General features: G+C 37.8%; 22 protein-coding genes. 3 read left to right on the top strand and 19 right to left on the bottom strand.

Features of this window, described 5'->3' with window-relative positions:
• Positions 1 to 2: 2 nt before the first annotated feature.
• The 5 genes from ACNR9Q_RS00900 to surE all read right to left on the bottom strand — a co-directional run bounded on the left by ACNR9Q_RS00900 (position 3) and on the right by surE (position 4,891).
• On the bottom strand, positions 3 to 2,018 hold the full coding sequence (locus tag ACNR9Q_RS00900; protein WP_419212697.1) for a ComEC/Rec2 family competence protein: 2,016 nt from the start codon (positions 2,016 to 2,018) through the stop codon (positions 3 to 5).
• 1 nt (position 2,019) lies between these two features.
• Positions 2,020 to 2,586, bottom strand: a complete 567-nt coding sequence (locus ACNR9Q_RS00895) for a C40 family peptidase (RefSeq protein WP_419212696.1) — start codon at positions 2,584 to 2,586, stop codon at positions 2,020 to 2,022.
• Positions 2,587 to 2,657: 71 nt separating this feature from the next.
• Positions 2,658 to 3,776, bottom strand: coding sequence for a lipid-A-disaccharide synthase (lpxB, locus tag ACNR9Q_RS00890; RefSeq protein WP_419212695.1), 1,119 nt, complete (start codon positions 3,774 to 3,776; stop codon positions 2,658 to 2,660).
• A 1-nt stretch (position 3,777) separates the two neighbouring features.
• On the bottom strand, positions 3,778 to 4,062 hold the full coding sequence (locus ACNR9Q_RS00885) for a hypothetical protein (RefSeq protein WP_419212694.1): 285 nt from the start codon (positions 4,060 to 4,062) through the stop codon (positions 3,778 to 3,780).
• Between the two features lie 55 nt (positions 4,063 to 4,117).
• A complete protein-coding gene (surE, locus tag ACNR9Q_RS00880) occupies positions 4,118 to 4,891 on the bottom strand; it encodes a 5'/3'-nucleotidase SurE (RefSeq protein WP_419212693.1) in 774 nt (257 codons plus the stop codon).
• A gap of 190 nt (positions 4,892 to 5,081) precedes the next feature.
• Between surE and ACNR9Q_RS00875 the strand changes: the two genes are divergently transcribed.
• Entirely contained in the window at positions 5,082 to 7,220 is a 2,139-nt protein-coding gene (locus ACNR9Q_RS00875; protein WP_419212692.1) for a carboxy terminal-processing peptidase, read from the top strand.
• 84 nt (positions 7,221 to 7,304) lie between these two features.
• On the opposite strand, the gene ACNR9Q_RS00870 is transcribed toward ACNR9Q_RS00875, so the two are convergent.
• The 3 genes from ACNR9Q_RS00870 to msrB form a co-directional block, all read right to left on the bottom strand.
• Positions 7,305 to 7,703, bottom strand: coding sequence for a DoxX family protein (locus ACNR9Q_RS00870; protein WP_419212691.1), 399 nt, complete (start codon positions 7,701 to 7,703; stop codon positions 7,305 to 7,307).
• A 133-nt stretch (positions 7,704 to 7,836) separates the two neighbouring features.
• Positions 7,837 to 8,388, bottom strand: coding sequence for a peptide-methionine (S)-S-oxide reductase MsrA (gene msrA, locus ACNR9Q_RS00865; protein WP_419212690.1), 552 nt, complete (start codon positions 8,386 to 8,388; stop codon positions 7,837 to 7,839).
• Positions 8,381 to 8,839, bottom strand: coding sequence for a peptide-methionine (R)-S-oxide reductase MsrB (msrB, locus tag ACNR9Q_RS00860; protein ID WP_419214232.1), 459 nt, complete (start codon positions 8,837 to 8,839; stop codon positions 8,381 to 8,383). The genes msrA and msrB overlap by 8 nt, the downstream gene beginning before the upstream one ends.
• A gap of 90 nt (positions 8,840 to 8,929) precedes the next feature.
• Here msrB and ACNR9Q_RS00855 point away from each other — a divergent pair, with 90 nt between their 5' ends.
• On the top strand, positions 8,930 to 9,742 hold the full coding sequence (locus tag ACNR9Q_RS00855; protein ID WP_419212689.1) for a DNA/RNA non-specific endonuclease: 813 nt from the start codon (positions 8,930 to 8,932) through the stop codon (positions 9,740 to 9,742).
• On the opposite strand, the gene rodA is transcribed toward ACNR9Q_RS00855, so the two are convergent.
• The 7 genes from rodA to ACNR9Q_RS00820 all read right to left on the bottom strand — a co-directional run bounded on the left by rodA (position 9,739) and on the right by ACNR9Q_RS00820 (position 17,413).
• Positions 9,739 to 11,022, bottom strand: a complete 1,284-nt coding sequence (rodA, locus tag ACNR9Q_RS00850; RefSeq protein WP_419212688.1) for a rod shape-determining protein RodA — start codon at positions 11,020 to 11,022, stop codon at positions 9,739 to 9,741. The genes ACNR9Q_RS00855 and rodA overlap by 4 nt on opposite strands.
• Complete coding sequence (gene mrdA / locus ACNR9Q_RS00845) at positions 11,012 to 12,880, bottom strand: penicillin-binding protein 2 (RefSeq protein WP_419212687.1); 1,869 nt, start codon at positions 12,878 to 12,880, stop codon at positions 11,012 to 11,014. Before mrdA ends, rodA begins: the two co-directional genes overlap by 11 nt.
• On the bottom strand, positions 12,877 to 13,386 hold the full coding sequence (locus ACNR9Q_RS00840) for a rod shape-determining protein MreD (protein ID WP_419212686.1): 510 nt from the start codon (positions 13,384 to 13,386) through the stop codon (positions 12,877 to 12,879). The genes mrdA and ACNR9Q_RS00840 overlap by 4 nt, the downstream gene beginning before the upstream one ends.
• Positions 13,376 to 14,200: a rod shape-determining protein MreC gene (gene mreC, locus ACNR9Q_RS00835; RefSeq protein WP_419212685.1), complete on the bottom strand. Its 825-nt coding sequence runs from the start codon at positions 14,198 to 14,200 to the stop codon at positions 13,376 to 13,378. Before mreC ends, ACNR9Q_RS00840 begins: the two co-directional genes overlap by 11 nt.
• Positions 14,201 to 14,254: 54 nt before the next feature.
• Positions 14,255 to 15,283, bottom strand: coding sequence for a rod shape-determining protein (locus ACNR9Q_RS00830; protein WP_027066022.1), 1,029 nt, complete (start codon positions 15,281 to 15,283; stop codon positions 14,255 to 14,257).
• 56 nt (positions 15,284 to 15,339) lie between these two features.
• Complete coding sequence (purH, locus tag ACNR9Q_RS00825) at positions 15,340 to 16,872, bottom strand: bifunctional phosphoribosylaminoimidazolecarboxamide formyltransferase/IMP cyclohydrolase (RefSeq protein ID WP_419212684.1); 1,533 nt, start codon at positions 16,870 to 16,872, stop codon at positions 15,340 to 15,342.
• 91 nt (positions 16,873 to 16,963) lie between these two features.
• Positions 16,964 to 17,413 (bottom strand): GAF domain-containing protein, encoded by a 450-nt coding sequence (locus tag ACNR9Q_RS00820; protein WP_419212683.1) that lies wholly within the window; start codon positions 17,411 to 17,413, stop codon positions 16,964 to 16,966.
• 296 nt (positions 17,414 to 17,709) lie between these two features.
• On the opposite strand from ACNR9Q_RS00820, the gene ACNR9Q_RS00815 reads away from it, so the two are divergent.
• Positions 17,710 to 18,930, top strand: a complete 1,221-nt coding sequence (locus tag ACNR9Q_RS00815) for a permease (protein WP_419212682.1) — start codon at positions 17,710 to 17,712, stop codon at positions 18,928 to 18,930.
• Between the two features lie 539 nt (positions 18,931 to 19,469).
• Here ACNR9Q_RS00815 and groL read toward each other — a convergent pair.
• The 4 genes from groL to ACNR9Q_RS00795 form a co-directional block, all read right to left on the bottom strand.
• Positions 19,470 to 21,101 (bottom strand): chaperonin GroEL, encoded by a 1,632-nt coding sequence (gene groL, locus ACNR9Q_RS00810; protein ID WP_419212681.1) that lies wholly within the window; start codon positions 21,099 to 21,101, stop codon positions 19,470 to 19,472.
• Between the two features lie 105 nt (positions 21,102 to 21,206).
• A complete protein-coding gene (locus tag ACNR9Q_RS00805) occupies positions 21,207 to 21,485 on the bottom strand; it encodes a co-chaperone GroES (protein WP_419212680.1) in 279 nt (92 codons plus the stop codon).
• A 144-nt stretch (positions 21,486 to 21,629) separates the two neighbouring features.
• Positions 21,630 to 21,989 carry a preprotein translocase subunit SecG gene (gene secG, locus ACNR9Q_RS00800; RefSeq protein ID WP_419212679.1) on the bottom strand — a complete coding sequence of 120 codons (360 nt, stop codon included), beginning with the start codon at positions 21,987 to 21,989 and terminating at the stop codon, positions 21,630 to 21,632.
• 6 nt (positions 21,990 to 21,995) lie between these two features.
• Positions 21,996 to 22,904 (bottom strand): hypothetical protein, encoded by a 909-nt coding sequence (locus ACNR9Q_RS00795; RefSeq protein WP_419212678.1) that lies wholly within the window; start codon positions 22,902 to 22,904, stop codon positions 21,996 to 21,998.
• Positions 22,905 to 22,910: the final 6 nt, after the last annotated feature.

Genomic DNA, 22,910 nt, shown 5'->3' with positions numbered 1-22,910 from the left:
TCTTATTTAAAATAATAAGCTCCCTTTTCACCGGTATAGTGGAAAGGGATTTTATTTTTTAGACATGTCAATTTCCAACGCGTGATGTAGCTTGTATAATTGCTACCATCGGCAATGACTTCGGTGGGACGGGCAAGGTGAATAAGTCGTTCTAGGTTTATTTTGGGGGATTGGGTCAGGAGTATACGACTGTTTAAAACATTGGAAGGGTATATTCCGGTGCTATCTAAAATGACAAAAGATGAGTTCGGTGTACTGTAGCTATTGTATAGGGGATCGTAGGTGATATGTTCGATCCGCTCACCAATTTGATACGCTTGAAAGAGGTTGTTCAATTTGTTCTTGGTATTCGTTAGAACGGATAATTCCTTTCCATTTCTAATAAGTACAATGCTGTTTTTGGTTTGATGTAGAATGACGACCTCTTTTTTGCCAGCGGATTCAATTTCTTGATAAATGGTCCATCCTTGAAAACAGATAAGCCCAATTAGAAAGTAGGCAATAGGTTTATAGGTAAATTTCATTAAGGCATTGATGAAAAGAAATAGAACTAGAAAGGATAGTAAAAGTTGTCCAAAATCAAACGGCACGGATTGAAAGATGAAATTTTCTTGTTCGGCAACCCAACCGATTAGACGGTTTATAAGACCCATGATTTCATTATATATCCAAACCAAAGGTGAGGGAAGCCAATTGAGTACGGCGAGAAAGATGACTAAAATACCCACCCCTAAAATTATGCCCAGTACTGGTATTATAATAAGGTTCGAAATAAAGAAAAGCCCGGGAAATTGATGGAAATAAAATAAGCTGATAGGCAGAACGCCTAGTTGGGCGGCGATACTGACACAAAGTAGTTGCCAAAAATAGCGAACGATTCTATTGTTTGGAAACCAAACTTTCTGAAGTAAGGGATAAATCCATAATATGGCGAACACGGCCGCATAGCTCATTTGAAACCCGACCTGAAATAACAGATAGGGGTTAATGAAAAGGAGAATGAACAATACCGATAACGCTAAAATATTGAAGGAATTACTGGGCCTATTAAGGTATAGCGCATAGGCTACAAAAGTAAACATCGTTGTAGCGCGTATAATACTGGCGGACAAACCTGCCAGAAAAGCGAACCCCCAAATCAATGCCACGGTGAGTATTAATGTTACAATTCTACCTTTGGGAATGTATTTTATTGGTCTTAGAATAAATTGTATCAATACAAGTAATATCCCAATATGAAGTCCGGATACGGCCAATATATGTACGGCCCCGGCTTTTTGGTAATTGCTATATGTTTCTTGTGAAATGTCTGAACGTTGACCTAGTAAAAGGGCCTGAATAACGCCAAGTTCGTCAACTCCAAAATCAGCTTGCTTCAGTTTTTTAATAATGTAATTTCTAGCATTTGCAGCAATTCCAATAACTGTTTTCTGCGGATGGTCCGTTACAATGAAACGATGCGGTTCAATTCGTAGTTGGTGGTAAACGCCCAAGTTTTCCAAATAGGTTTTATAGTCGAATTGATACGGATTTAAAGGTGGGCGAATCGGTTGTAGGTTTGCATAGACTAAAATTTCATCATCAACCTTCAATATTTGTGAAGTGGAATCTAAACCGCTATTAATTAGAATAGGACCGGTGACGGGTAGGCCATTTATACTTTTAACCGTTGCTAAGTAACGGTTAGAAAAGGAGTTGGGTTTTAACACTTCCCTTACCTTCAAATTCCAAAGCCGGGTTTGCTCTGGTTCCAATCTACTGTAGTGGGTATGGTGGTTTTTGGGTTGGGCTGCCGAATAGGAATACGCCCCTAACGCAATCACGGTGAGTGCGGCTATGGGACCGAAAATAATCGGTCTGGTTTTCTTTTCTAGCCAGTAAATGGTGGCCAAAACAAGAAATAACCCGACGGTTATAATTAAAAGGAAGGTAGGTTCGAAGGGAAATACCCATCCGATTAAAATTCCTAGAATCAGTAGTAGCGTTAATTTTATGGGAATAAACGCCAGTAACTTCATCTTAGAGTATTCTTGTGGCTTTTACAAAAGCTTGGTTCCAGAACCCATCACGAAGTGAGGAAACAATGACCCCGCGAGAAGTGGAAGCATGAATAAAGGTTATTTCGTCGTTATCTATCCCTACCACCATACCTACATGGTTTATTCGTTTTAAGCCTCTACTGGTTTTAAAAAATAGCAGATCCCCCTTTTGAACGTCCTTGACTTTGATTCGCCTGCCTTCTTCCGCCATATTATAGGACGTTCTTGGAAGCTGCACATTATGTTCTCCAAATGATATGTAAAGCAATCCAGAGCAATCCATTCCTTTATTAGTGGTGCCCCCAAATTTATAGCGAACACCTGAAAAGGTGAGAGCAGTGTTGATGATTTTATCAGCCTTTGAGGTGTTCTTGATTGTATTGATAGAAGGCTTACTAGACTCTTTTCTTTGTGACTCCGTACCCTTGCGTACATTGTTGGCAGCTGCAACCGAAATTTTTCGCTCTTGATCAGAACGACTTAATTTTTTGCTTGAGCCACAACTCACTAATAACAAGACAACAAACAGATAGGGCAGTGAGCGCATAAATACAAGGTATTCAATTTAATAGGTGAACTTCAAAATTATAGAATTATTTTATAAAAACTTAAAAGCGATTAAGCATTGGTGTTTTCTATGATTAACGAAGCGGCCATTTTACTAGCTCCGGTTCCTCCAAGTTTTTTAATCAATTCATCATAAGCTTTCAACTGTTTTCGCCTAGAATCACCGGTCAATATCAGTGTCAATTCTTTTTTTAGGTTTTGTTTAGTGAGTTTCTCCTGTATCAACTCCTTAACTACTTCTTTCTGCATAATAAGGTTTACCAAAGAAATATAGTCCAAAGTAATAATGCGTTTTGCAATTTGATAGGATATCCAATTGGCTTTATAACAAACTACTTGAGGTACTTTAAAAAGAGCCGTTTCTAAGGTTGCAGTCCCACTGGTAACTATTGCTGCTGCGGAAATCGTGAGCAGGTCATAGGTTTTGTTTTGAATGAATTTGACGTTAGCATCCGTTAAAAATGGGGTATAAAATTCTTTGTCCAGACTAGGTGCTCCGGCAATTACAAATTCATATTCAGGAAAATCTTGGGTCAATGAAAGCATCACGGAGAGCATTTTTTGAACTTCTTGCTTACGGCTTCCGGGTAATAGGGCGATAATAGGTTTTTGGGAATCTAAGTGGTTTATGGATCTAAAGGACGTTTCGTTAACTTCGGGTCTATTGGAAATTGCATCAAGTAGAGGGTGCCCAACAAAATGGACAGGGAAACCGTGTTTTTTTTCGTAGAATTCTTTTTCAAACGGAAGAATAACGTACATATGATCCACAGTAGCCTTTATTTTTTCGATTCGACCCTCTCTAGAAGCCCATATTTGAGGTGAGATATAGTAATGGGTGCCGAAATTGTTTTCCTTGGCCCATTTCGCAATTCTTAGGTTGAAACCAGAGTAATCAATAAAGATAATGGCATCAGGTTGAAAAGCTAGAATATCCTCTTTGCAGAATTTAATATTTTTAAAAATAGCATTGAGGTTAAGAAGTACCTCTAAAAAACCCATGAACGCCATTTCCTTATAATGTTTTACCAAATTTCCACCCGCTTGTTGCATAAGGTCACCGCCCCAACACCGAATATCGGCTTGCTTATCCTGTTTTTTTAGGGCTTTTATTAAGTTAGAACCGTGTAGGTCTCCAGAGGCTTCCCCAGCAATAATGTAGTATTTCATTTTAAAAAACTTTGTACAAGAGAATTAAAAATGCTGTCAATAGGGTCGCGATCAACACTCCTTTCGCTCGGTTGTCCCTTTTAATTCTCAAAAATCCAAAGAACGCTACCAAATTTAAAATAGCGCCAAGTGCTAAAAGGCTACCGATATGTTCTTGGGCCACCGCCGCTGCATAGGTTTCCGATATGCTCAAATCGGAAAACAATACGATGTATAAAAGGGTACCGACCGTATTAGCGATAATGCCTACTAGGAGTCCGATAAGGATTTCTTTTTTGGTATTCATTGGTAAATGTTGTGCAAAAATTGAATCTATTTTTTTCTTTCTTTTATATGAAGTACTAAAGTCCCCAACTATTCAATTCTTGTATGACATGATGAGCGGTCAGGTCAAAATGAGTAGGAACAACGGAGATATATCCATTTGCCAAGGCCCACTCATCGGTATCTTCACCTTTATCCAATAATTCGAACTCTCCTGTAAGCCAGTAATAATCCTTACCCATGGGGTTGGTACGCTTATCGAATTTCTCTTTCCAATTGGCTTTGGCCTGTCGACAGATTTTAATTCCTTTCAATTCATTTTTTTCAAGTTTTGGTATGTTGACATTAAGCACAGTCCCTTTTGGGATGCCATTATGTAAGGCCTGGGTGACAATGGCGTGTATAAAGTCTTCGGCTGGCGAAAAATTTGCCTCCCAATTATAATCACATAATGAAAAACCTATGGCAGGAACCCCTTCTATACCAGCTTCTATTGCAGCGCTCATGGTGCCTGAATAGATGACATTTATGGAGGAATTCGAACCATGGTTGATGCCACTTACGCAGATATCCGGTTTTTTAGGTAATAGTTCTTGTAAGGCTAATTTTACACAGTCGGCCGGGGTGCCACTACAGCTATATTCCAGAATATCTTCATTTTGTAAATCTATCTTCATTTTTTTTGAGTACAAAGTACTGTCGAGGGTTATGGCGTGTCCCATTCCAGATTGCGGACTGTCTGGTGCAACGACAATGACATCCCCTATTCTTTTCATAATTGATACCAACATACGTAGTCCCGGGGCGGTAATACCATCATCATTGGTGACCAAAATCAATGGTTTTTCCATAGCATATACTTTCTATAGTAAAAATACGTTTTTATAAAGAATATGCCCGAAGGGCCGTTTAACAAAAAAATAATTCCTAGGCCTCTAGTTGGCATGGTTTTTTCTTTATCTTAGAGAATTATGCAGTTCAAGTAGCTGTGAATAACCTTTAAATTAGGAGATTTTGAAAAGGAAAGTAAAAGATAATTTTATGAAAAGAAACTTAGCCTACATCTTACTATTGATGCTTGTTGCCGTGGCGTCGTGTAGTTTTACCAATAAGACTTTTGAGAATGATGACAAAGATAAATTATTGTTGGATTTGATAACCTATGTTCTGGAAAAGGGACATTACGAGCCGAAGAATATTGATGATGATTTTTCTGCCAATGTTTTTGAAGATTTTATTGATGTCATAGACCCTACAAAACGATATTTCATCGCTTCGGATATAGCGGAGTTCGAGCAATACAAATATCAAATAGATGATGAGATCAAAAATACGGACATCACTTTTTTTAATCTGGTTTACGAAAGGTTGATGCAACGTATGGGCGATGCCAAGGAAATTTATAAGGATGTTTTAAAAACGCCTTTTGATTATACCGAAGATGAAACCATCAACATTAAGTATGATGAAGAACCCTTTGCGGCTAATAAGGAAGAGTTAAAGGAACGATGGAGAAAGCAATTGAAATATGCAACTTTAGGTACGTATGATTCTAAGATTTCCCATATGGAAGATGATTCTTTGGTAGCAAGCGACGAACATGATCATAAAGCCCATACCCCAAAAGAAGCAGAATTGGAATCTAGGGAATCTACAGAAGCTACGTTGGATGAATTCTTCGATTTTGTGGACGACTTGGAGCGTAAAGATTGGTTTGTACAATATATAAATACCATTGTTGATGAATTTGATCCCCATACCTTCTATTTTGCTCCTGAAGAGAAAGAGAAGTTCGATACTAGTATGTCAGGAAAGTTCGAAGGTATTGGTGCACGACTTCAAAAAAAGACCGAAGGGGCCAAAATTGTAGAGATTATCTCGGGCGGACCGGTATGGAGAGATCAACGTTTAGAGGTTGGTGACGAAATCATCAAGGTAGGTCAAAATGGTGAAGAGCCTATTAATATTGTGGGTATGCGATTAGATGATGCCATCAAATTGATAAAAGGCGCTCAAGGTACCATTGTTGATCTTACCGTACGTAAAGTTGACGGTTCTTTAGAGGTGGTTTCCCTAACTAGGGATGTTGTCGAATTGGAAGAATCTTATGCTAAATCTGCGACGATCATTAAAGGGGACGAAAAATTCGGAATCATAAACCTACCTAAATTCTATGTGGATTTTGAAGATTATAGTGAACGTAATGCGGCTACCGATGTTGCCAAAGAGGTCGAACGATTGAAGGAAGAAGGTGCCGAAGGGCTGATATTAGACTTACGTGATAATGGTGGAGGGTCCTTAAAGACCGTAGTGGAGATGGCAGGTTTGTTTATTAAAGACGGCCCTATCGTTCAAGTGCGGTCAAAGGATAAAAATAAAGATGTTTATGATGATAATGACGAACGAATTCAGTGGGATGGTCCATTGGTGATTTTAGTAAACGAATTATCAGCTTCCGCTTCTGAAATTTTGGCAGCTGCGATGCAAGATTATAAAAGAGCTATAATTATTGGAAGTAAGCAGACTTTTGGAAAAGGTACGGTTCAAAATGTAATACCGTTGAACAATATGCTGCGCAGTAACGATCAGGGAGATTTAGGGGCTATTAAAGTTACCACACAAAAATTCTATAGGATCAACGGTGGCTCCACACAATTGGAAGGCGTAAAAAGCGATATTGTAGTGCCAGATAGATATAGCTACATCGATTTAGGTGAAAGAGATCAAGCCAATCCGTTAGGATGGGACAAAATAACACCTGCAGACTATAAGATTTGGAACGGTTATATAGATTACGATAAGACGATTGCCGATAGCAAGAAAAGAATGGCTTCTAATCCTCAAATAAAATTGATCGAGGAGAATGCAAAATGGCTAAAGTCTGAACAAGATGAAACTGAAATTTCTTTGAACTATAACACCTATAAAGAGGAAAAAGAAAAAGATAAAGAACAATCCGATTACTTTAAAGAGCTGTCGGATTACGATTCCAAATTAACTTTTAAGTCTTTAGGTTATGAAGAACAATTGTTTGTGCAAGATTCGGTTCTACGTGAAAAAAGAGATAGATGGCATAAAAATTTGGCCAAAGATGTATATGTCGAAGAAGCCGTAAATGTATTAGAAGATTTAAAGATGAATAATATTAAGCAGGGGAAACTTGCAAGTGTAAAAGATTAAATATATTTTCAATTCTAATCTATAAATGAAAAAACTGCTATACCGGCATATGGTATAGCAGTTTTTATTTGCTTTAATATCAGGTTAACTATATTCTGGTCTTTCTAAAAAACGGACTTCAGTTTTCATATCGCTCATTTTTTTACTTTGAACGTAAGTAACAAAAAGAAGTATGATACAAACTACTGCAGAGGCACCATTACCATCCTTAATTGCTAAATGGGCTATAGCACCTAAAAAGTAATTCATAAAAAAACCGGCATAGGTCCACTCAAGGGACCAATGAGGTCTATTTAATAAAATCAAAAGTATGCCTATAGATTGAAATAAGCCCAAAATATAGATGAGATAAGTGGGGTATCCTAATTTAACGAATACCAGTGCTATTTCATCATAGTTTATAATTGAATTGATAATGGATCCAATAACGGCTGCAGAAAAAAGTCCTAAGACAATGTAATAGCTTGTTTTTTGAGAATTCATGATTATGGGTTTTAGTGATTATACCCCAAAAGTAAAAACACCCATTAAATTCTATAAGTAGGTATAGGTGAATGGAATAAAGCTATAGCCCAGTTGAATTTTTCGTGCTTTAAAAGAATTTTAAGCTGAGCCGTTAAGTAGAGGAGGTTGCTAATTTATCCGAATGTAGTTTTCTAAGCTTAGCCAACTTAGGATTAATGACCATTTGACAGTACCCTTGTTCTGAATTATTCCTGTAATAATCTTGGTGGTAATCTTCAGCATTATAGAAAACCCCTAACGGACTTAATTCGGTAACAATTGGATTATCGAATACAGAAGCCATTTGATCTAAAACTTGTCGTGCAGTTTTTTTTTGGTATTCAGTATGGTAGTAAATGACCGAACGATACTGTGTGCCTCGGTCGGCTCCTTGACGGTTCAGTGTGGTCGGGTCATGGGTGGTCATAAAAATAACCAGTATATCTTTATATGAAATCAAATCAGGATTAAAGGAAATCTGCACCACTTCGGCATGCCCTGTCAGTCCCGAACATATTTCCCGGTAAGTAGGTCTACCTGGGGCATTTCCCCCCGTGTATCCTGAAACAACTTTTTCTATACCTTTTACTTCTTGAAAGACGGCTTCGGTGCACCAAAAGCATCCGCCCCCAAGGGTTGCGACTTCTAATTTAGAGTTATCCATTAACATCCTCCTTTTCCAATTGCATAGATTCTGAATTGATACAATAGCGCAGGCCACTTGGTTCTGGTCCATCAGGAAAAATATGGCCTAAATGTGCATCACATGAATTACAAAGTACCTCGACCCTGACCATGCCAAAGGAAACATCTTTATGGTACTTAATGGCATTTTCTTTTATGGGTTGTGTAAAACTGGGCCAACCTGTGCCAGATTCAAATTTGATGGTAGAATCGAACAATGATGTGCCACAGCAAACACATTCATACTTGCCGGCATCGTGAACGGAGCAAAGGGCCCCAGAATGTGGAGCTTCGGTCCCTTTTTTACGGGTAATTCTAAATTGTTCAGGCGTAAGGATTTCCTTCCATTCCTGTTCTGTTTTTTCTATTCGTTTGTCGGGCTCTGGGTTTCCGTTCACCGAAAAATGAATTACATCTTTCCACGTTAGCATCATAAATTTTCCTTTCGTTTGTTCTTTTTCAATCTTAGTATTGGTCGGTAGGAGCTTATGGTTCTTACAAAATTAAGGTAATTTTGCCGTATGGGATATCGTATGGGCAATAGAGCTATTTATAGTATTTTAATGCTGGTCTGTGTAGTGGTTTTTTGGTTTTTTGAGAATTTCTATACCCCGGCAACATATTCAAAAAGTAGTGAAAATGGTATTTCTAGTAGTTTCCCAGAAAAACTACTACCAACTTCTACCACTGGTGAAATTGTTCATCATACCTATTTTTCCCTTTCTTACAATGAACCTTTTGAACAGGCAGAATGGGTAGCCTATGAACTGAATAAAAGTCAATTAACCACCGACGATAGAAAACGCCCCTATTTTATTGAAGACCCTTTCGTTTCCACTAAATCTGCGGATTGGAGAAATTATAAAGGTTCTGGTTATGATCGTGGACATTTAGTACCTGCAGGTGACCGTAGGTTTTCTGAACAGGCATATAATGAGACCTTTTATACCAGTAATATTAGTCCGCAAAATCGAGCTTTCAATACGGGTATATGGAACAATTTAGAGAAACAAACAAGGCGATGGACAAAAAGATATGGTACTTTATATGTATATACGGGAGGGGTTCTTAAAAAGGGACTGGATCAGATTGGGGAAGAAGATGTTGATGTGCCAGATGCATTCTATAAAATCATTGTGCGTAAAACTGGAAATGATTTTAGTGGGATTGCCTTTGTGATTCCCAATAAGCCGCAGGCCTTTCCTTTAAGTAATTTTGTGGTTTCCATAGATGAGGTGGAGACCATTACAAGTATTGATTTCTTTTATAAGCTACCCATAAATGAACAGGATTCATTGGAAAAAACTACAATGGTGTCCGATTGGGAATTTTAAAAACTCTCCTTTAATCGATTGGTGTCTAGGCGTAAGAAAATAAATAGTAAGACGGTAAAGAAAATTAAACCTGACCCCCCATAACTGAAGAAGGGTAGTGGTATACCAATAGTGGGTAAAATGCCTATTACCATTCCAATATTGATGAAATAGTGAATCAATAAGATGCAAATGACTCCGTATCCATATATTCTCGCAAAGTCATTTTTCTGCCGCTCCGCTAAGGAGATCAGTCTTAAGAATAAAATGGAGAATAGTAGGATTACACTTGCGGTACCGATAAAACCCCATTCTTCCCCAACCGTACTAAAAATATAATCTGTATGTTGTGCCGGCACAAAATCACCTTTTGTTCGTGTTCCTTCCAAAAAACCTTTTCCGAAAAAACCTCCAGACTCAATTGCTTTTTCAGATTGGTAGGTATTATATCCGATAGTTTTTCTGATTTGCTCTAACTTGGTTGGATCATTTTCCAAGCGTAACCATAAGCTAAACCGGTCTCTGTGTCGCTGTTCAAAAACATTGTTAAATACAAAATTTACAGATAGCGAAAATAAAATTGTTATTATACTTACTATTGTAAGGGGTATTACCGGTATTTTAAAGGTTTTACGTTTAAAGGTGAATAGTAGAATAATGAGTAGGGCTAAACCAATTACGAGCCAAATGGTTCCGAACATCAAAGTAATTAAGAATATTAAAATAAAACTAACACCAATAGATAAATAGAATAGGGGTAGACCTTCCCTAAAAATCACAAAAATCAGAGCAAAAAACACAAGAGCACTTCCTGGATCGGGCTGTGGTACAATGAGTATGGCCGGTATAATGATGATCAATATAGCGTAGAGCTGATCTTTTCTCCGTTTTATATCGGTTTGAATGTCACTCAAGTACTTTGCCAAAGCCAGAGCGGTAGCCACTTTGGCCAACTCTGATGGTTGTAAATTAAAAAATCCTAAGTCATACCAAGAAGTGGCTCCTGCAATCGTTTTGCCAAAAACAAAAAGACCTAAAAGGGAGACCATGGTTATCAGGTAGAGAATACTTGAAAATCGTTCATAAAAATTGACTTCCAAACCAAGGATAATTACAATAGCGATTAGACTTACACCGATAAAGAACAATTGTTTGCCGTACAGTGTGCTAAAATCAAAAATGGAGCTATGGGCTTCTGTAAATGTACTGGAATAAATGTTGATCCAACCAATGAATACTAGTGCGAAATAAATTAACACACTTAACCAATCTATGCGTTTTAAGATACTTCTACCAGACACGCTCGTTTATTTTGAACTCTTCCCCACTGTAAGGTTTAGCGTATTCTTTTTCTAAGGTTTTTTCAAGCATTCTTTTTTCTAAATCTTTTCGGGTGATTTCACCTTTTAAGTATTTCTCAACCATTAAAGAGGCAATATGTCCGGCAAAACGGGAACCAAAATAGCCGTTCTCAATATAGACAGCTATGGCGATCTTAGGGTTGTCAACGGGGGCAAATGCAATGAATACCGAGTGATCTGTAAGTTGTGTGCGTACCCCGTCTATTTTTGTATAGTTTTCAGCGGTACCTGTTTTACCTGCCATTTCAATACCGGGTATTTGTAATCTACTGGCTGTACCTTTTTTGTATACATCTGCCATTCCTCTAACTACCGGCTCAAAATATTTTGGATCAATGGTGGTATGTTTGGCTTCGGTGAATTTTGGTTCCGTAATTTCTTGTCCTTCAATCTTTTTTAAGATGTGGGGGGTAAAGTAGTGTCCTCTATTGGCTATTGCTGCGGTCATGTTGGCCAATTGAACCGGCGTAGCTAGAATTTCTCCCTGACCTATTGAATTTGAGATTATGGTAGACGACGACCATCGGTTATCACCATACCACTTGTCATAGAATTCTTTATCGGGAATTCTACCTTTTTGTCCAAATGGAAGGTCATACCCCAAATAATCACCCAAACCGAAGCTACGCATATGTTTTTCCCAAACATCCATGGCTTCATCGGTAGTCTCGAATTTTTCAAATATTTTTCTAAAAGTACCGGCAAAATAGGCATTACAGGACGTATAAATTCCCTTGTTCATATCTCGTAATCCGCCACCACAGTGACACCCTCTTTTCTTCTTTCCTACATAAAATCCATGAAAACATTGAATGGTAGTGTTTTCATCTATGGCACCTTCTTGTAATGCGATCAAGGCATTAAGTGTTTTGAACGGTGATCCCGGAGGTTGTTGGGCGTGAATAGATCTGTCCCATGTTGGGTTTGCAATGGTATCGTAATATAATTCTGTATAGTTTTTTGAACGTTCCCTACCGACTAAAAGTGCAGGGTCATACGTAGGCCCTGAAATCATGGATAGAATTTCCCCAGAGGAAGGTTCTATGGCCACTATACCTCCCCTTTTTCCGTTCATCAATAGTTCTCCATACTCCTGAAGGGTTTTATCCAAGGTAAGGCTTATTTGTTTTCCCTGTTCGGGTAAGGTATCCAAAGCGCCGTTCTTATACGGCCCGATGTCTCTGTTGAATCTATCTTTTTGAATATATTGAACACCTTTTCTACCTCTTAGCAGATCTTCATAATAGCGTTCTACGCCCGTACGCCCCTTAAGCTCACCTTGTTTATAGTTTTCATTGACCGCAAGATCACCTTCGTTAACTTCACTAATATAACCTAGAACATTGGCGGCACTTGGTGTATCATAATAACGTAAAGAACGTTTTTGAATATAAAAGCCTTTATATTTTCGCATTTTCTCCTGTAGCTTGGCATAATCCTGTTTTGAAAGTTGCGGCACCAATACAGAAGGTAGACGTGGTGAATATACACGGGCCTTCTTCAATTTATCTATAAATTTTTCTTTGTCGATACCTAATAAACTACAAAATTCAAGGGTGTCTAACGGCTTCACCTCCCTAGGGATAACCATAACATCATAGGCAGGGTCATTGCCGACTAATAACTTTCCATTTCTGTCATAAATATAGCCGCGCTCAGGATAGTCATATATAGCCTTGATTGCAGGGTCTTCCATAAGATGTTCGGTGGAGAAACTAAAAATTTGCAAATAGGACAGTCTTCCCAAAAAGGTAATTCCTATGATGATAATTATAGATGATAAAAGAATTTTTCTCATTCTTTTTTAGTGCTGAATAAACTACTGAACAATGTACTTAAAATCAAGGTGGCAATACCCACAGTTACTGTTTTCTGTAAAATTAAAAAGCTATTTGAAAAGCTGAAAATTTCTAGTGTAAAGTATATTAAGTGGTGTATTATAATCAATAACGCTAAAAATGTAAATTGTTGTGCCTTAGTACTGTTGTTTAACTTAAAACTTTGAAACTCATAGTTAACTCCAAAAACAAAACGCATTATAGTGGGCCGTAAGTAGGCAATCGTAATTGTGGCCGCTGCGTTGATGGCAAGAGTATCAGAAAATATATCCACGCAAAGGCCTAAAAAGAAACATACAACGATAAAGATCGTTCGATTTTGTTTGATCGGATACCAATAGATGAACAGTATATAGATCAAGGGATTAATGTACCCGAAGAAATTCAATTTATTGAAGACCAGTACCTGAACGAGCACCAATAGAATAAAGCGAAGTACGTTTAAAAAGAAGCTACTATTGATCATTGGTTTCTGTTTGTGCTTCTAGTCGTAATATTTCTTCTCGGTTCAAGTTTTTAATAATATATACGTTTCCAATATTGGTCATATCATTAAAAAGTTGAACATCAATAAAATAAAAACTTTTAGAACTATCCAAATCGAACTTCTTTATAGTGCCAATGGGAATATTCTCAGGAAAAATACTGCTCATGGCTCCTGTAACAATGGTATCACCAATGTTCAATGGAACCAATCTAGGTATGTCGATCAATTGAACTACATTGTAATTTTGAGGGTTCTCCCAAACCAAGGATCCAAAATGATTGGAGTTCTTGATTTTAGCATTTATGTTCGACTTTTCGTTTAGTATACTTTGAACCGTGGCGTAATTGTTTGAAGTGTTTTCTATGATTCCTAAGATTCCTTTATCTGTAATAACACCCATATCTTGGGTAATACTGTCATTTTTGCCTTTATTTATTGTTATGTAGTTTCGTTGATCGGCAAAACTATTATTGATGACCCTACCTCTTATAACTTCGTAATTAATATCTGTAGAATCTATGCTTGAATAGGTTTGTTCAACGTTATTGAAGAGCTTATTTCTAAGCATTTCATTTTCCTCGATCAATTTTTTGTTCTCTTCGCGTAGCCCAAAATAGGAAGTGATATTGTCAGAGTAGGCATAAATGCTTCCAGATATAAAATTAGAGGAATTTAGGAATTTTGATTGGTGATAAGAATGGGACTGAGACGTAAGAACAATGGAGATAAGCAATAGAAAAAGGTAGAGCAAAAACGTTTTATTTCTAATTAGAAAATTTATGATCTGTTGCATTCACCCCTAAATTTTTAACGTCAATTAGAATAGGATTATTCCTTGATATAATTGTTATTTGATCAAAATACTCTTATAGCGTTCCAGGTTTTTCAAGGCAATACCGGTACCGCGCACTACGGCGCGCAACGGATCCTCGGCAATGTAGACGGGTAAGTCCGTTTTTTGGGATAATCTTCTGTCCAAACCGCGTAACATAGAACCACCACCTGCAAGGTAGATGCCGGTATTATAAATATCGGCTGCCAATTCTGGGGGGGTCTGCGACAACGTTTCCATAACGGCGTCCTCAACACGTAAAATGGACTTATCCAACGCTTTTGCGATTTCTCGATAGGAAATCTGAACTTGTTTCGGTTTACCGGTCAAAAGATCACGACCTTGAACAGATTTTTCATCTGGTGGGGATTGAAGGTCTTCGGTAGCCGAACCAATTTCGATTTTTATAGCTTCTGCCGTACTTTCACCTACATAAAGGTTGTGCTGCGTACGCATGTAATAGATAATATCGTTGGTAAATACATCACCTGCAATCTTGACCGATTTATCACAGACAATACCCCCTAAAGCGATTACAGCGATTTCTGTAGTACCACCCCCTATGTCAACGATCATATTTCCTTTGGGCTGCATGATATCCAAACCGATACCAATCGCTGCAGCCATAGGTTCATGAATCAAGTAAACTTCTTTACCGTTTACCCTTTCCGCAGATTCCTTTACGGCACGCATCTCAACCTCCGTGATTCCGGAGGGGATACAGATAACCAATCTCAAGGCCGGTGGAAACCATTTTTTCTTTAATGCCGGAATGTTCTTTATGAACATCATCAACATTTTTTCAGAGGCATCAAAATCTGCGATTACCCCGTCCTTCAACGGTCTGATTGTCTTTATATTTTCATGGGTCTTGCCTTGCATCATGTTAGCCTCTTTGCCAACGGCAATAATTTTACCACTGATTCTATCCCTGGCTACAATAGATGGGCTATCAACAACTACTTTGTCGTTATGAATAATAAGGGTGTTCGCCGTACCTAAATCTATGGCTATTTCCTCGGTCAAGAAATCAAAAAATCCCATGTGTAATATTTAAATTTTAGATAAAAGGATGCTTTTTACCGACAAAAGTAATGAAATTAATGCTTGAAATGACGTGTGCCCGTCATCACCATAGAAATTTCGTTTTCATTACAGTAATCAATACTCAATTGATCCTTTATAGATCCGCCCGGTTGAATGACACTGGTGATTCCTGCTTTGTCGGCGATCTCCACGCAATCTGGAAAAGGAAAGAAAGCATCACTTGCCATTACGGCTCCTTTTAAATCGAACTTAAAAGATTTTGCTTTATGTATTGCTTGGTTGAGAGCATCTACCCTAGAAGTTTGTCCTGTACCGCTTGCGCAAAGTTGCTTGTTTTTGGCCAAAACGATGGTGTTGGATTTGGTGTGCTTGCAAAGTTTAGAAGCGAACAATAAATCTGCAATTTCACTTTCTGATGGTCTTTTGTTCGTGGCATAGGTTAAATTGGCCAAGGCATCGGTCTTGTGGTCCTTGTCCTGTAAAAGAATACCGTTTAGACAAGTTCTTACCAACATTTGTGGCATTTTCACTTCATTTTGAATCAAAATAATTCTGTTCTTTTTGCCTTTTAGGATTTCAAGTGCATCAGGGGCATAACTGGGCGCGATAACCACTTCGCAAAATAATTGGTGAATTTCTTCAGCGGTAGCTTTATCTATTTCTTTATTGCTGATCAAAACACCGCCAAAGGCAGAAACAGGGTCACCTGCCAAAGCATCTACATAGGCTTGGTGTAAAGTATCTCTTTGGGCCAAGCCACAAGCATTGTTGTGTTTAAGAATTGCGAATGTCGGAGCATCGTTCTTAAATTCAAGCATCAGGTTAACAGCTGCATCAACATCCAAAAGATTGTTATAAGAAAGTTCCTTTCCGTGTAATTTGGAGAACATCGCATCAAAATCACCGAAGAAGAACCCTTTTTGGTGTGGATTTTCACCGTACCTTAAAACCTTACCATCGGTCTCACTTATTTTTAAAGCGGCGATGTCGTGATTGTGGTTGAAATATTTAAATATTGCAGAATCATAATGCGAAGAAACATTGAAAGATTTTGTGGCAAAGCGTTTTCTGTCTTCCAAAGTGGTTGATCCGTTGTTTTCAGAAATTACGGATAGAAAATCTGCATAATCTTCCATGGATGAAACACAAATCACATCCTTGAAGTTTTTAGCGGCCGCACGGATTAAAGAAATTCCTCCGATATCGATTTTTTCTATAATATCCTGTTCAGAAGCTCCACTGGCCACTGTTTTTTCAAATGGATACAAGTCCACAATGACAATATCAATTTGTGGAATTTCAAATTCTGCCAATTGAGCGACATCACTTTCATTGTCCTGCCTATTTAAAATTCCACCGAATACCTTAGGATGTAATGTTTTTACCCTGCCCCCAAGAATGGACGGATAGCTGGTCACATCTTCTACGGGAACAACATCTATTCCCAAATCCTTAATGAATTTTTCGGTACCTCCGGTAGAATATATGGTTATTCCAAGTTCCTGGAATTTTTTGACAATAGGCTCTAGACCGTCTTTATGAAATACCGAAATTAAGGCGGAAGATGCTTTTTTTACACTGCTCATTGTAGGATGCTTAAAGTTTCTAATAAGCAAGCAAAAGTAATTTTTTTGCGGCTAACAAATACCTCAGGTTATCAACAAAAGGCTGAAAGTTTTAAAGAATTTTCGAGACTTCAAAATTGACGAATTCCAAAAAGTGCTCGTCTGCCTCGGTAAACGGATCAGCGGTGTTAGAATCTATGTCTATTTGACCGATATTTTCTTTGTTCACGAACAAGGGAACTACAATTTCAGCTTTAACGGTAATGCTACAGGCAATGTAATTATCCTGTGCATTAACATCGGGCACCACGAAATTTTCATTGCTTTCTGCCACTTGACCGCAAATTCCTTTTCCAAAAGGAATAATAGTGTGGTCAGTTGGTGCTCCGGCATAAGGTCCCAATTTCAATTCTCTTTTGTCGCCGTTTTTGAAATAAAATCCCACCCAGTCATAATGAGGAATTTCTTCTTTAAGAAGGTTACAGATTTCCTGTAATTTCTCTTCTGTATTCTTATGTGAATCTACAATTGATTTCACTAAGGGTCTTAAGGAATCGAACATATTTTAAAATTAGTTACAGGCACAAAAATCCATTATAAAAGCAATATCTACAATAGATTGAACATAAATCTTCGTTAAGATAATGGCTCCTACATTCTTTTGAAATGAAGCTTATCACAGTGTATTCGAGATATGGTAGTGCTAAATAGAGTAGTAAATGCTCAAAATGAGCCTAGTAATTCTTTTTTTTAGCGCAGGAGGTGAAGCGTATTCGCTTAATTTTTAAAACAATCGTAATTTAAAGTTTGACAAGGATGCCGATTTTTTGGGTTTGAATAATTAATATTAAGATTCATATGGAGGATTTTTTAAAGAAATGGGGAGAGGCCGCTTATACGAGTGTCGGTTTTTTTTGGATGGCCCTTTGGGCTTTTGTTCTAGGCTATATCATCAGTAGTGCCATTCAAATTTTTGTAACGGAGGATAAGATGCAAGAAACCATGGGAGATGATGATGCTAAAAGTGTATTGTTAGGTACTTTCTTTGGGTTTATCAGTAGTTCCTGCAGTTTTTCGGCTTTGGCGACCACGAAGTCCTTGTTCAAAAAGGGCGCGGGTTTCGTCTCCTCGATAGCTTATCTATTGTCCAGTACTAATTTGGTCATTGAATTGGGAATTGTGATTTCCATTTTTCTAGGATGGCAATTTGTAGTCGGAGAATATGTCGGAGCCATTTTATTAATTGGTATCAGTTGGATTCTTATAAAAATTTTCAACCCCAAGGAATTGATCGAATCTGCTCGGCAAAATTTAAAGGATGGTGAAGATGACGAAGAAGAAGATTCTAAGTCTTGGAAAAAGAAAGTGAAGTCTGCGGAAAGTTGGGCCAAAGTTGCCAAGCAATACGGGATGGAATGGAAAATGGTTTGGAAAGATGTTGCCCTAGGCTTTACGATTGCAGGGTTGGTTTCTGCATTTGTACCCGATGCTTTCTTTGAAACCTTGTTCATCAATAGTGGTAAGGGAAATACCGATTTCACCTTTCTTGAAATTTTAGAACATGTATTGGTAGGCCCGCTCGCTGCCTTTATGACTTTTATCGGTTCAATGGGAAATATACCATTGGCCGCATTGCTATTTGGTAAAGGAGTTAGTTTCGCAGGGGTGATGGCTTTTATTTTCAGTGATTTAGTAGTATTTCCTGTTTTACGGATTAACGCAAAATATTACGGGTGGAAAATGGCCTTTTTTATTTTATTCCTATTGTTGACTTCTTTAGTGGGGGCATCCTTGTTGCTTCATTATGGTTTTGATTTGTTCGGAATGCTACCAGATCCAGATCAGGTGAAAATATCCGATACTGAATATTTTAAAGTAGATTATTCTTTCTTTTTGAATATCGGCTTTCTAATGGTATCGGCTTATCTAATCTACTTGGGCTTTTTTAAAATGGATGATGTCATGCACATGAAAGAAATGGCGCCGAAGAGCGAACTTTTGGAAACTTCTTTAAAATATAGTGCATTTGTATGTTATGCTTGGTTGTTGGGCGGTCTTTTCGTTAAATTTCTCATCTAATATATTTGCCATTCCAATGGACGAAACAACAAGCTTCATTTGGTATTTTACTAGGATTGAGTTTTATAATTCGAGCAAAGAATGTCCTAATGTTCTTTTGAATTTCAAACTTTTAAATAATTGAAATTCAGTATATTGAAATTATTTAAATTTTTTATTTAGAGGATGGACAAAAATTTTAGTTAATATTTTGCCAATGGAATTATCACGAATCCAAAACTGGAATACATTAGCTTAGATTTATTTAAATTTTACTATAATGGCACAAGCAAAATCAGCAGGGAAACCAGCTGCAAAGCCTTCTCCAGCAAAAGCTGGTAAAAAGGCCGCTCCAAAAGCTGCTCCTAAAAAGAAGTAGTTCGTTAAGGCTTATTGGAATAAGCTTCAACCTTGGACATTAAACCACCTTTTGTAACAAGAAGGTGGTTTTTTTATTTGAAAATAGGTATAAAAAAACCGCTCTTGAATTTTCAAGAGCGGTTTTTAATATAATCGATATAACAATCAAATTAATAATTGCCTAACCGTGTTGCTACGGTTTACATCATGCCTGGCATTCCGCCACCACCCATTGGTGGTCCGGCAGGAGCATCTTCTTTAATATCTGTCAAGGCACATTCTGTGGTTAAGATCATTCCCGATACAGAAGCCGCATTTTCAAGAGCTACTCTGGTTACTTTAGCAGGGTCGATAATACCTGCCTTCATCATATCCACATATTTCTCTGATTTGGCATCGTAGCCGTAATCACCTTTTCCTTCAAGAATTTTAGCGATTACAACAGAACCTTCACCACCAGCATTGGAAACTATAGTTCTCAAAGGAGCCTCAATGGCACGAGCTACTATTTGTAGACCGGTTGCTTCATCTTCATTTTCGGTAGCTACTTTAGAAAGAACTGATTTAGCCCTTACCAATGCCACACCACCACCGGCAACGATACCTTCTTCTACGGCAGCTCTAGTGGCATGCAACGCATCGTCAACACGATCTTTTTTCTCTTTCATTTCAACTTCAGAAGCGGCACCTACATAAAGTACGGCAACACCACCGGCCAATTTGGCCAAACGTTCTTGAAGTTTTTCTTTGTCATAGTCAGATGTGGTCGTCTCGATTTGAGATTTTATTTGGTTCACCCTTGTTTTGATATCTTTGGCAACACCACCACCGTTTACGATTGTTGTATTGTCCTTGTCGATACTTACTTTTTCACAAGTACCTAACATATCTAGAGTTGTATTATCCAAAGAGAATCCTCTTTCCTCTGAAATAACCGTACCACCTGTTAAGATTGCGATATCTTCTAGCATTGCTTTTCTGCGGTCTCCAAAACCTGGGGCCTTAACGGCTGCAATTTTTAAAGAACCTCTTAGCTTGTTCACAACCAATGTAGCCAGCGCTTCACCATCAACATCTTCTGCAATGATCAGAAGTGGTTTTCCAGATTGGGCTACTGGCTCCAATACAGGAAGTAAATCTTTCATGGAAGAAATCTTCTTATCGAACAATAAGATGTATGGGTTTTCCAATTGTGTTACCATCTTTTCTGAATCGGTAACAAAATATGGAGAAAGGTAACCTCTGTCAAACTGCATACCTTCAACAACATCTACATAAGTATCTGTTCCTTTGGCTTCTTCAACCGTAATCACTCCTTCTTTACCCACTTTTCCGAAAGCTTGGGCGATCAACTCACCAATGGTTTCATCATTGTTAGCGGAAATAGAAGCTACTTGCTTAATTTTCTCAGAAGAATCACCTACTTTTTTAGCTTGTTTCGCCAAATCAGCAACGATTGCTTCAACAGCTTTGTCGATACCTCTTTTCAAATCCATTGGATTTGCACCGGCGGCAACGTTTTTCAAACCTTCTTTTACGATGGCTTGTGCTAAAACGGTAGCGGTAGTGGTACCGTCACCTGCCAAATCATTAGTTTTAGAAGCTACTTCCTTCACCATTTGGGCACCCATATTCTCTAGTGGGTCAGCCAATTCTATTTCTTTTGCAACAGTAACACCATCTTTGGTTACCTGTGGGGCACCAAAAGATTTACTAATGATTACATTTCTACCTTTTGGGCCCAATGTTACTTTTACAGCATTTGCCAATGCATCAACACCTCTCTTGAGGCCGTCTCTTGCATCAATATCAAATCTTATATCTTTTGCCATTTTTAATTGTGATTTAGATTTTGACCTGAGGCGATTCGCCCTCGGCCAATAAAATTATTTTTAATTTTTGAACGAAATTTAAATGTACCTATAAACAATGACCATTTAGATAATTGCAAGAATATCACTTTCTCTCATCATCAAGTAATCCGAACCTTCCAACTTTAATTCTGTGCCGGCATATTTTCCATAAAGAACGGTATCACCAACCTTAACGGTAACTTTGTCATCTTTTGTGCCAGGCCCCACGGCAACTACTTTGCCTTTCTGTGGTTTCTCTTTTGCAGTATCGGGAATGTAAATTCCAGACGCAGTTTTTGTTTCAGCTGCCATTGGCTCGATAAGAACTCTATCTGCCAATGGTTTGATATTAACTTTAGCCATAATTATTAATTTTTAAATTGTTTTTTAAAGTTTTGTAGATATAACAGGGCAGAAATTATGCCATTGCCTTATAACTGCCAAATTGTAAACAAAAAATGCCAGCTTGTCACTAAGCTGGCATTTTACAATATATTTCGAAATTTTTTATAGACTGTCGTTAGGGGTGGCCTCGTTCGTTGTGGGCGGGGTTACCTCCTCTGGTAAGGTTTCTGGAACCGTGGTTTCGATATCATCACCTTGTAATAATTTAGAATCTGCATCCCCATAATTTCCTTTTAGGGCAATGTTAGATGCTAAAATCAAAACAATTAACAGACCGGCCAAAGTCCATGTACTCTTATCTAAAAAGTCACCTGTCTTTTTAACGCCGCCTATTACTTGGGCGCCTCCTCCTCCAAAAGAAGAAGAAAGTCCACCTCCTTTAGGATTTTGAACCATAATGACCAATATCAACAATAAGCAAACGATGATGATAAGGATCAAGAATATTGAAAATGTACTCATTCTAAATTATTTATTATCTTGTTGAATTTTCTCTACTGCCTTAATTCGGTCTGCAAAGAAACTACTTTTTTCCGGATATTTCAAACTTAAAATTTTGTAAGCCTGTATGGCCTTTTTGTACTTTTTCTGTTCTAAATAAACCCTGGCCAATGTTTCGGTCATCAACTCGTTCTTGTCGATTTTGGAAGAACCAGATACATCGATACTTGTGTTCTTTTGATCTGTAGGTACAATTTTAGGATTGTTGGCGATGAACTTATCGATACGGTCGAATTTCTTCTTCTTTACGGAATCAACTTTTGTCTTGCTTTTTTCGGGCACTACATTTTTTACATCCGGTTTTGCGGTTTTACGTTCTACCGGATTTTTGGAAGCAAGATTTAACCATTCAGAAAACGAGTATTTCTCTTTGGCATTAAAAAGTAAGGGCTTTCCTAAATCTAAGGATTCTTCTTCTTTTGAAAGAAGCCGTTCTTCTTCTTCCTCTTCTTTTGAAATCGTAGTATCTTTAGATTGAAATAATTCTGGGTCCAGAATTTGGTCCGCATCATTTTCGTCTTGTGGCAATGGTTTGTCCTCGGAGATTTCTATAATAGCGGTAGGTTCAGCTTTTGAAAAAGTTTCTTTGGAAGGAACTATAACTTCTGTCCTTTCTTTTGCGCCTTCATACTGTAAAAAATCTTTTGAAGTGATAAAATCGAAAAGGACATCACGGTCGGTTGTAAATGCCGCAGTGGTTTTAAGGGACTTATTGTATTTGTAACTATTCAAGTTTTTGAGACCTTTTAAATGTAAGGCCCTTGCCGCTTGAAAATAAGGGTATTCTGCGATAATATCTTCTAGATGTTTCGTGTGGATGGGATCTACCACTTTAGTAGGATGTTCAAGAAAATATGTAAAATCGGTTACGTTCATTTTAGA

Source organism: Maribacter sp. X9 (genome assembly GCF_048537565.1).
Taxonomy (GTDB): Bacteria; Bacteroidota; Bacteroidia; order Flavobacteriales; family Flavobacteriaceae; genus Maribacter.
This window is presented reverse-complemented; position numbering and strand designations above follow the sequence as displayed.

Excerpts from the sequence above, each read along its gene's own strand:
- ACNR9Q_RS00900 (WP_419212697.1), bottom strand. The coding sequence starts at position 2,018 with ATGAAGTTACTGGCGTTTATTCCCATAAAATTAACGCTACTACTGATT.
- ACNR9Q_RS00895 (WP_419212696.1), bottom strand. The coding sequence starts at position 2,586 with ATGCGCTCACTGCCCTATCTGTTTGTTGTCTTGTTATTAGTGAGTTGT.
- lpxB (WP_419212695.1), bottom strand. The coding sequence starts at position 3,776 with ATGAAATACTACATTATTGCTGGGGAAGCCTCTGGAGACCTACACGGT.
- ACNR9Q_RS00885 (WP_419212694.1), bottom strand. The coding sequence starts at position 4,062 with ATGAATACCAAAAAAGAAATCCTTATCGGACTCCTAGTAGGCATTATC.
- surE (WP_419212693.1), bottom strand. The coding sequence starts at position 4,891 with ATGGAAAAACCATTGATTTTGGTCACCAATGATGATGGTATTACCGCC.
- ACNR9Q_RS00875 (WP_419212692.1), top strand. The coding sequence starts at position 5,082 with ATGAAAAGAAACTTAGCCTACATCTTACTATTGATGCTTGTTGCCGTG.
- ACNR9Q_RS00870 (WP_419212691.1), bottom strand. The coding sequence starts at position 7,703 with ATGAATTCTCAAAAAACAAGCTATTACATTGTCTTAGGACTTTTTTCT.
- msrA (WP_419212690.1), bottom strand. The coding sequence starts at position 8,388 with ATGGATAACTCTAAATTAGAAGTCGCAACCCTTGGGGGCGGATGCTTT.
- msrB (WP_419214232.1), bottom strand. The coding sequence starts at position 8,839 with ATGCTAACGTGGAAAGATGTAATTCATTTTTCGGTGAACGGAAACCCA.
- ACNR9Q_RS00855 (WP_419212689.1), top strand. The coding sequence starts at position 8,930 with ATGGGATATCGTATGGGCAATAGAGCTATTTATAGTATTTTAATGCTG.
- mrdA (WP_419212687.1), bottom strand. The coding sequence starts at position 12,880 with ATGAGAAAAATTCTTTTATCATCTATAATTATCATCATAGGAATTACC.
- ACNR9Q_RS00840 (WP_419212686.1), bottom strand. The coding sequence starts at position 13,386 with ATGATCAATAGTAGCTTCTTTTTAAACGTACTTCGCTTTATTCTATTG.
- mreC (WP_419212685.1), bottom strand. The coding sequence starts at position 14,200 with ATGCAACAGATCATAAATTTTCTAATTAGAAATAAAACGTTTTTGCTC.
- ACNR9Q_RS00830 (WP_027066022.1), bottom strand. The coding sequence starts at position 15,283 with ATGGGATTTTTTGATTTCTTGACCGAGGAAATAGCCATAGATTTAGGT.
- purH (WP_419212684.1), bottom strand. The coding sequence starts at position 16,872 with ATGAGCAGTGTAAAAAAAGCATCTTCCGCCTTAATTTCGGTATTTCAT.
- ACNR9Q_RS00820 (WP_419212683.1), bottom strand. The coding sequence starts at position 17,413 with ATGTTCGATTCCTTAAGACCCTTAGTGAAATCAATTGTAGATTCACAT.
- ACNR9Q_RS00815 (WP_419212682.1), top strand. The coding sequence starts at position 17,710 with ATGGAGGATTTTTTAAAGAAATGGGGAGAGGCCGCTTATACGAGTGTC.
- groL (WP_419212681.1), bottom strand. The coding sequence starts at position 21,101 with ATGGCAAAAGATATAAGATTTGATATTGATGCAAGAGACGGCCTCAAG.
- ACNR9Q_RS00805 (WP_419212680.1), bottom strand. The coding sequence starts at position 21,485 with ATGGCTAAAGTTAATATCAAACCATTGGCAGATAGAGTTCTTATCGAG.
- secG (WP_419212679.1), bottom strand. The coding sequence starts at position 21,989 with ATGAGTACATTTTCAATATTCTTGATCCTTATCATCATCGTTTGCTTA.
- ACNR9Q_RS00795 (WP_419212678.1), bottom strand. The coding sequence starts at position 22,904 with ATGAACGTAACCGATTTTACATATTTTCTTGAACATCCTACTAAAGTG.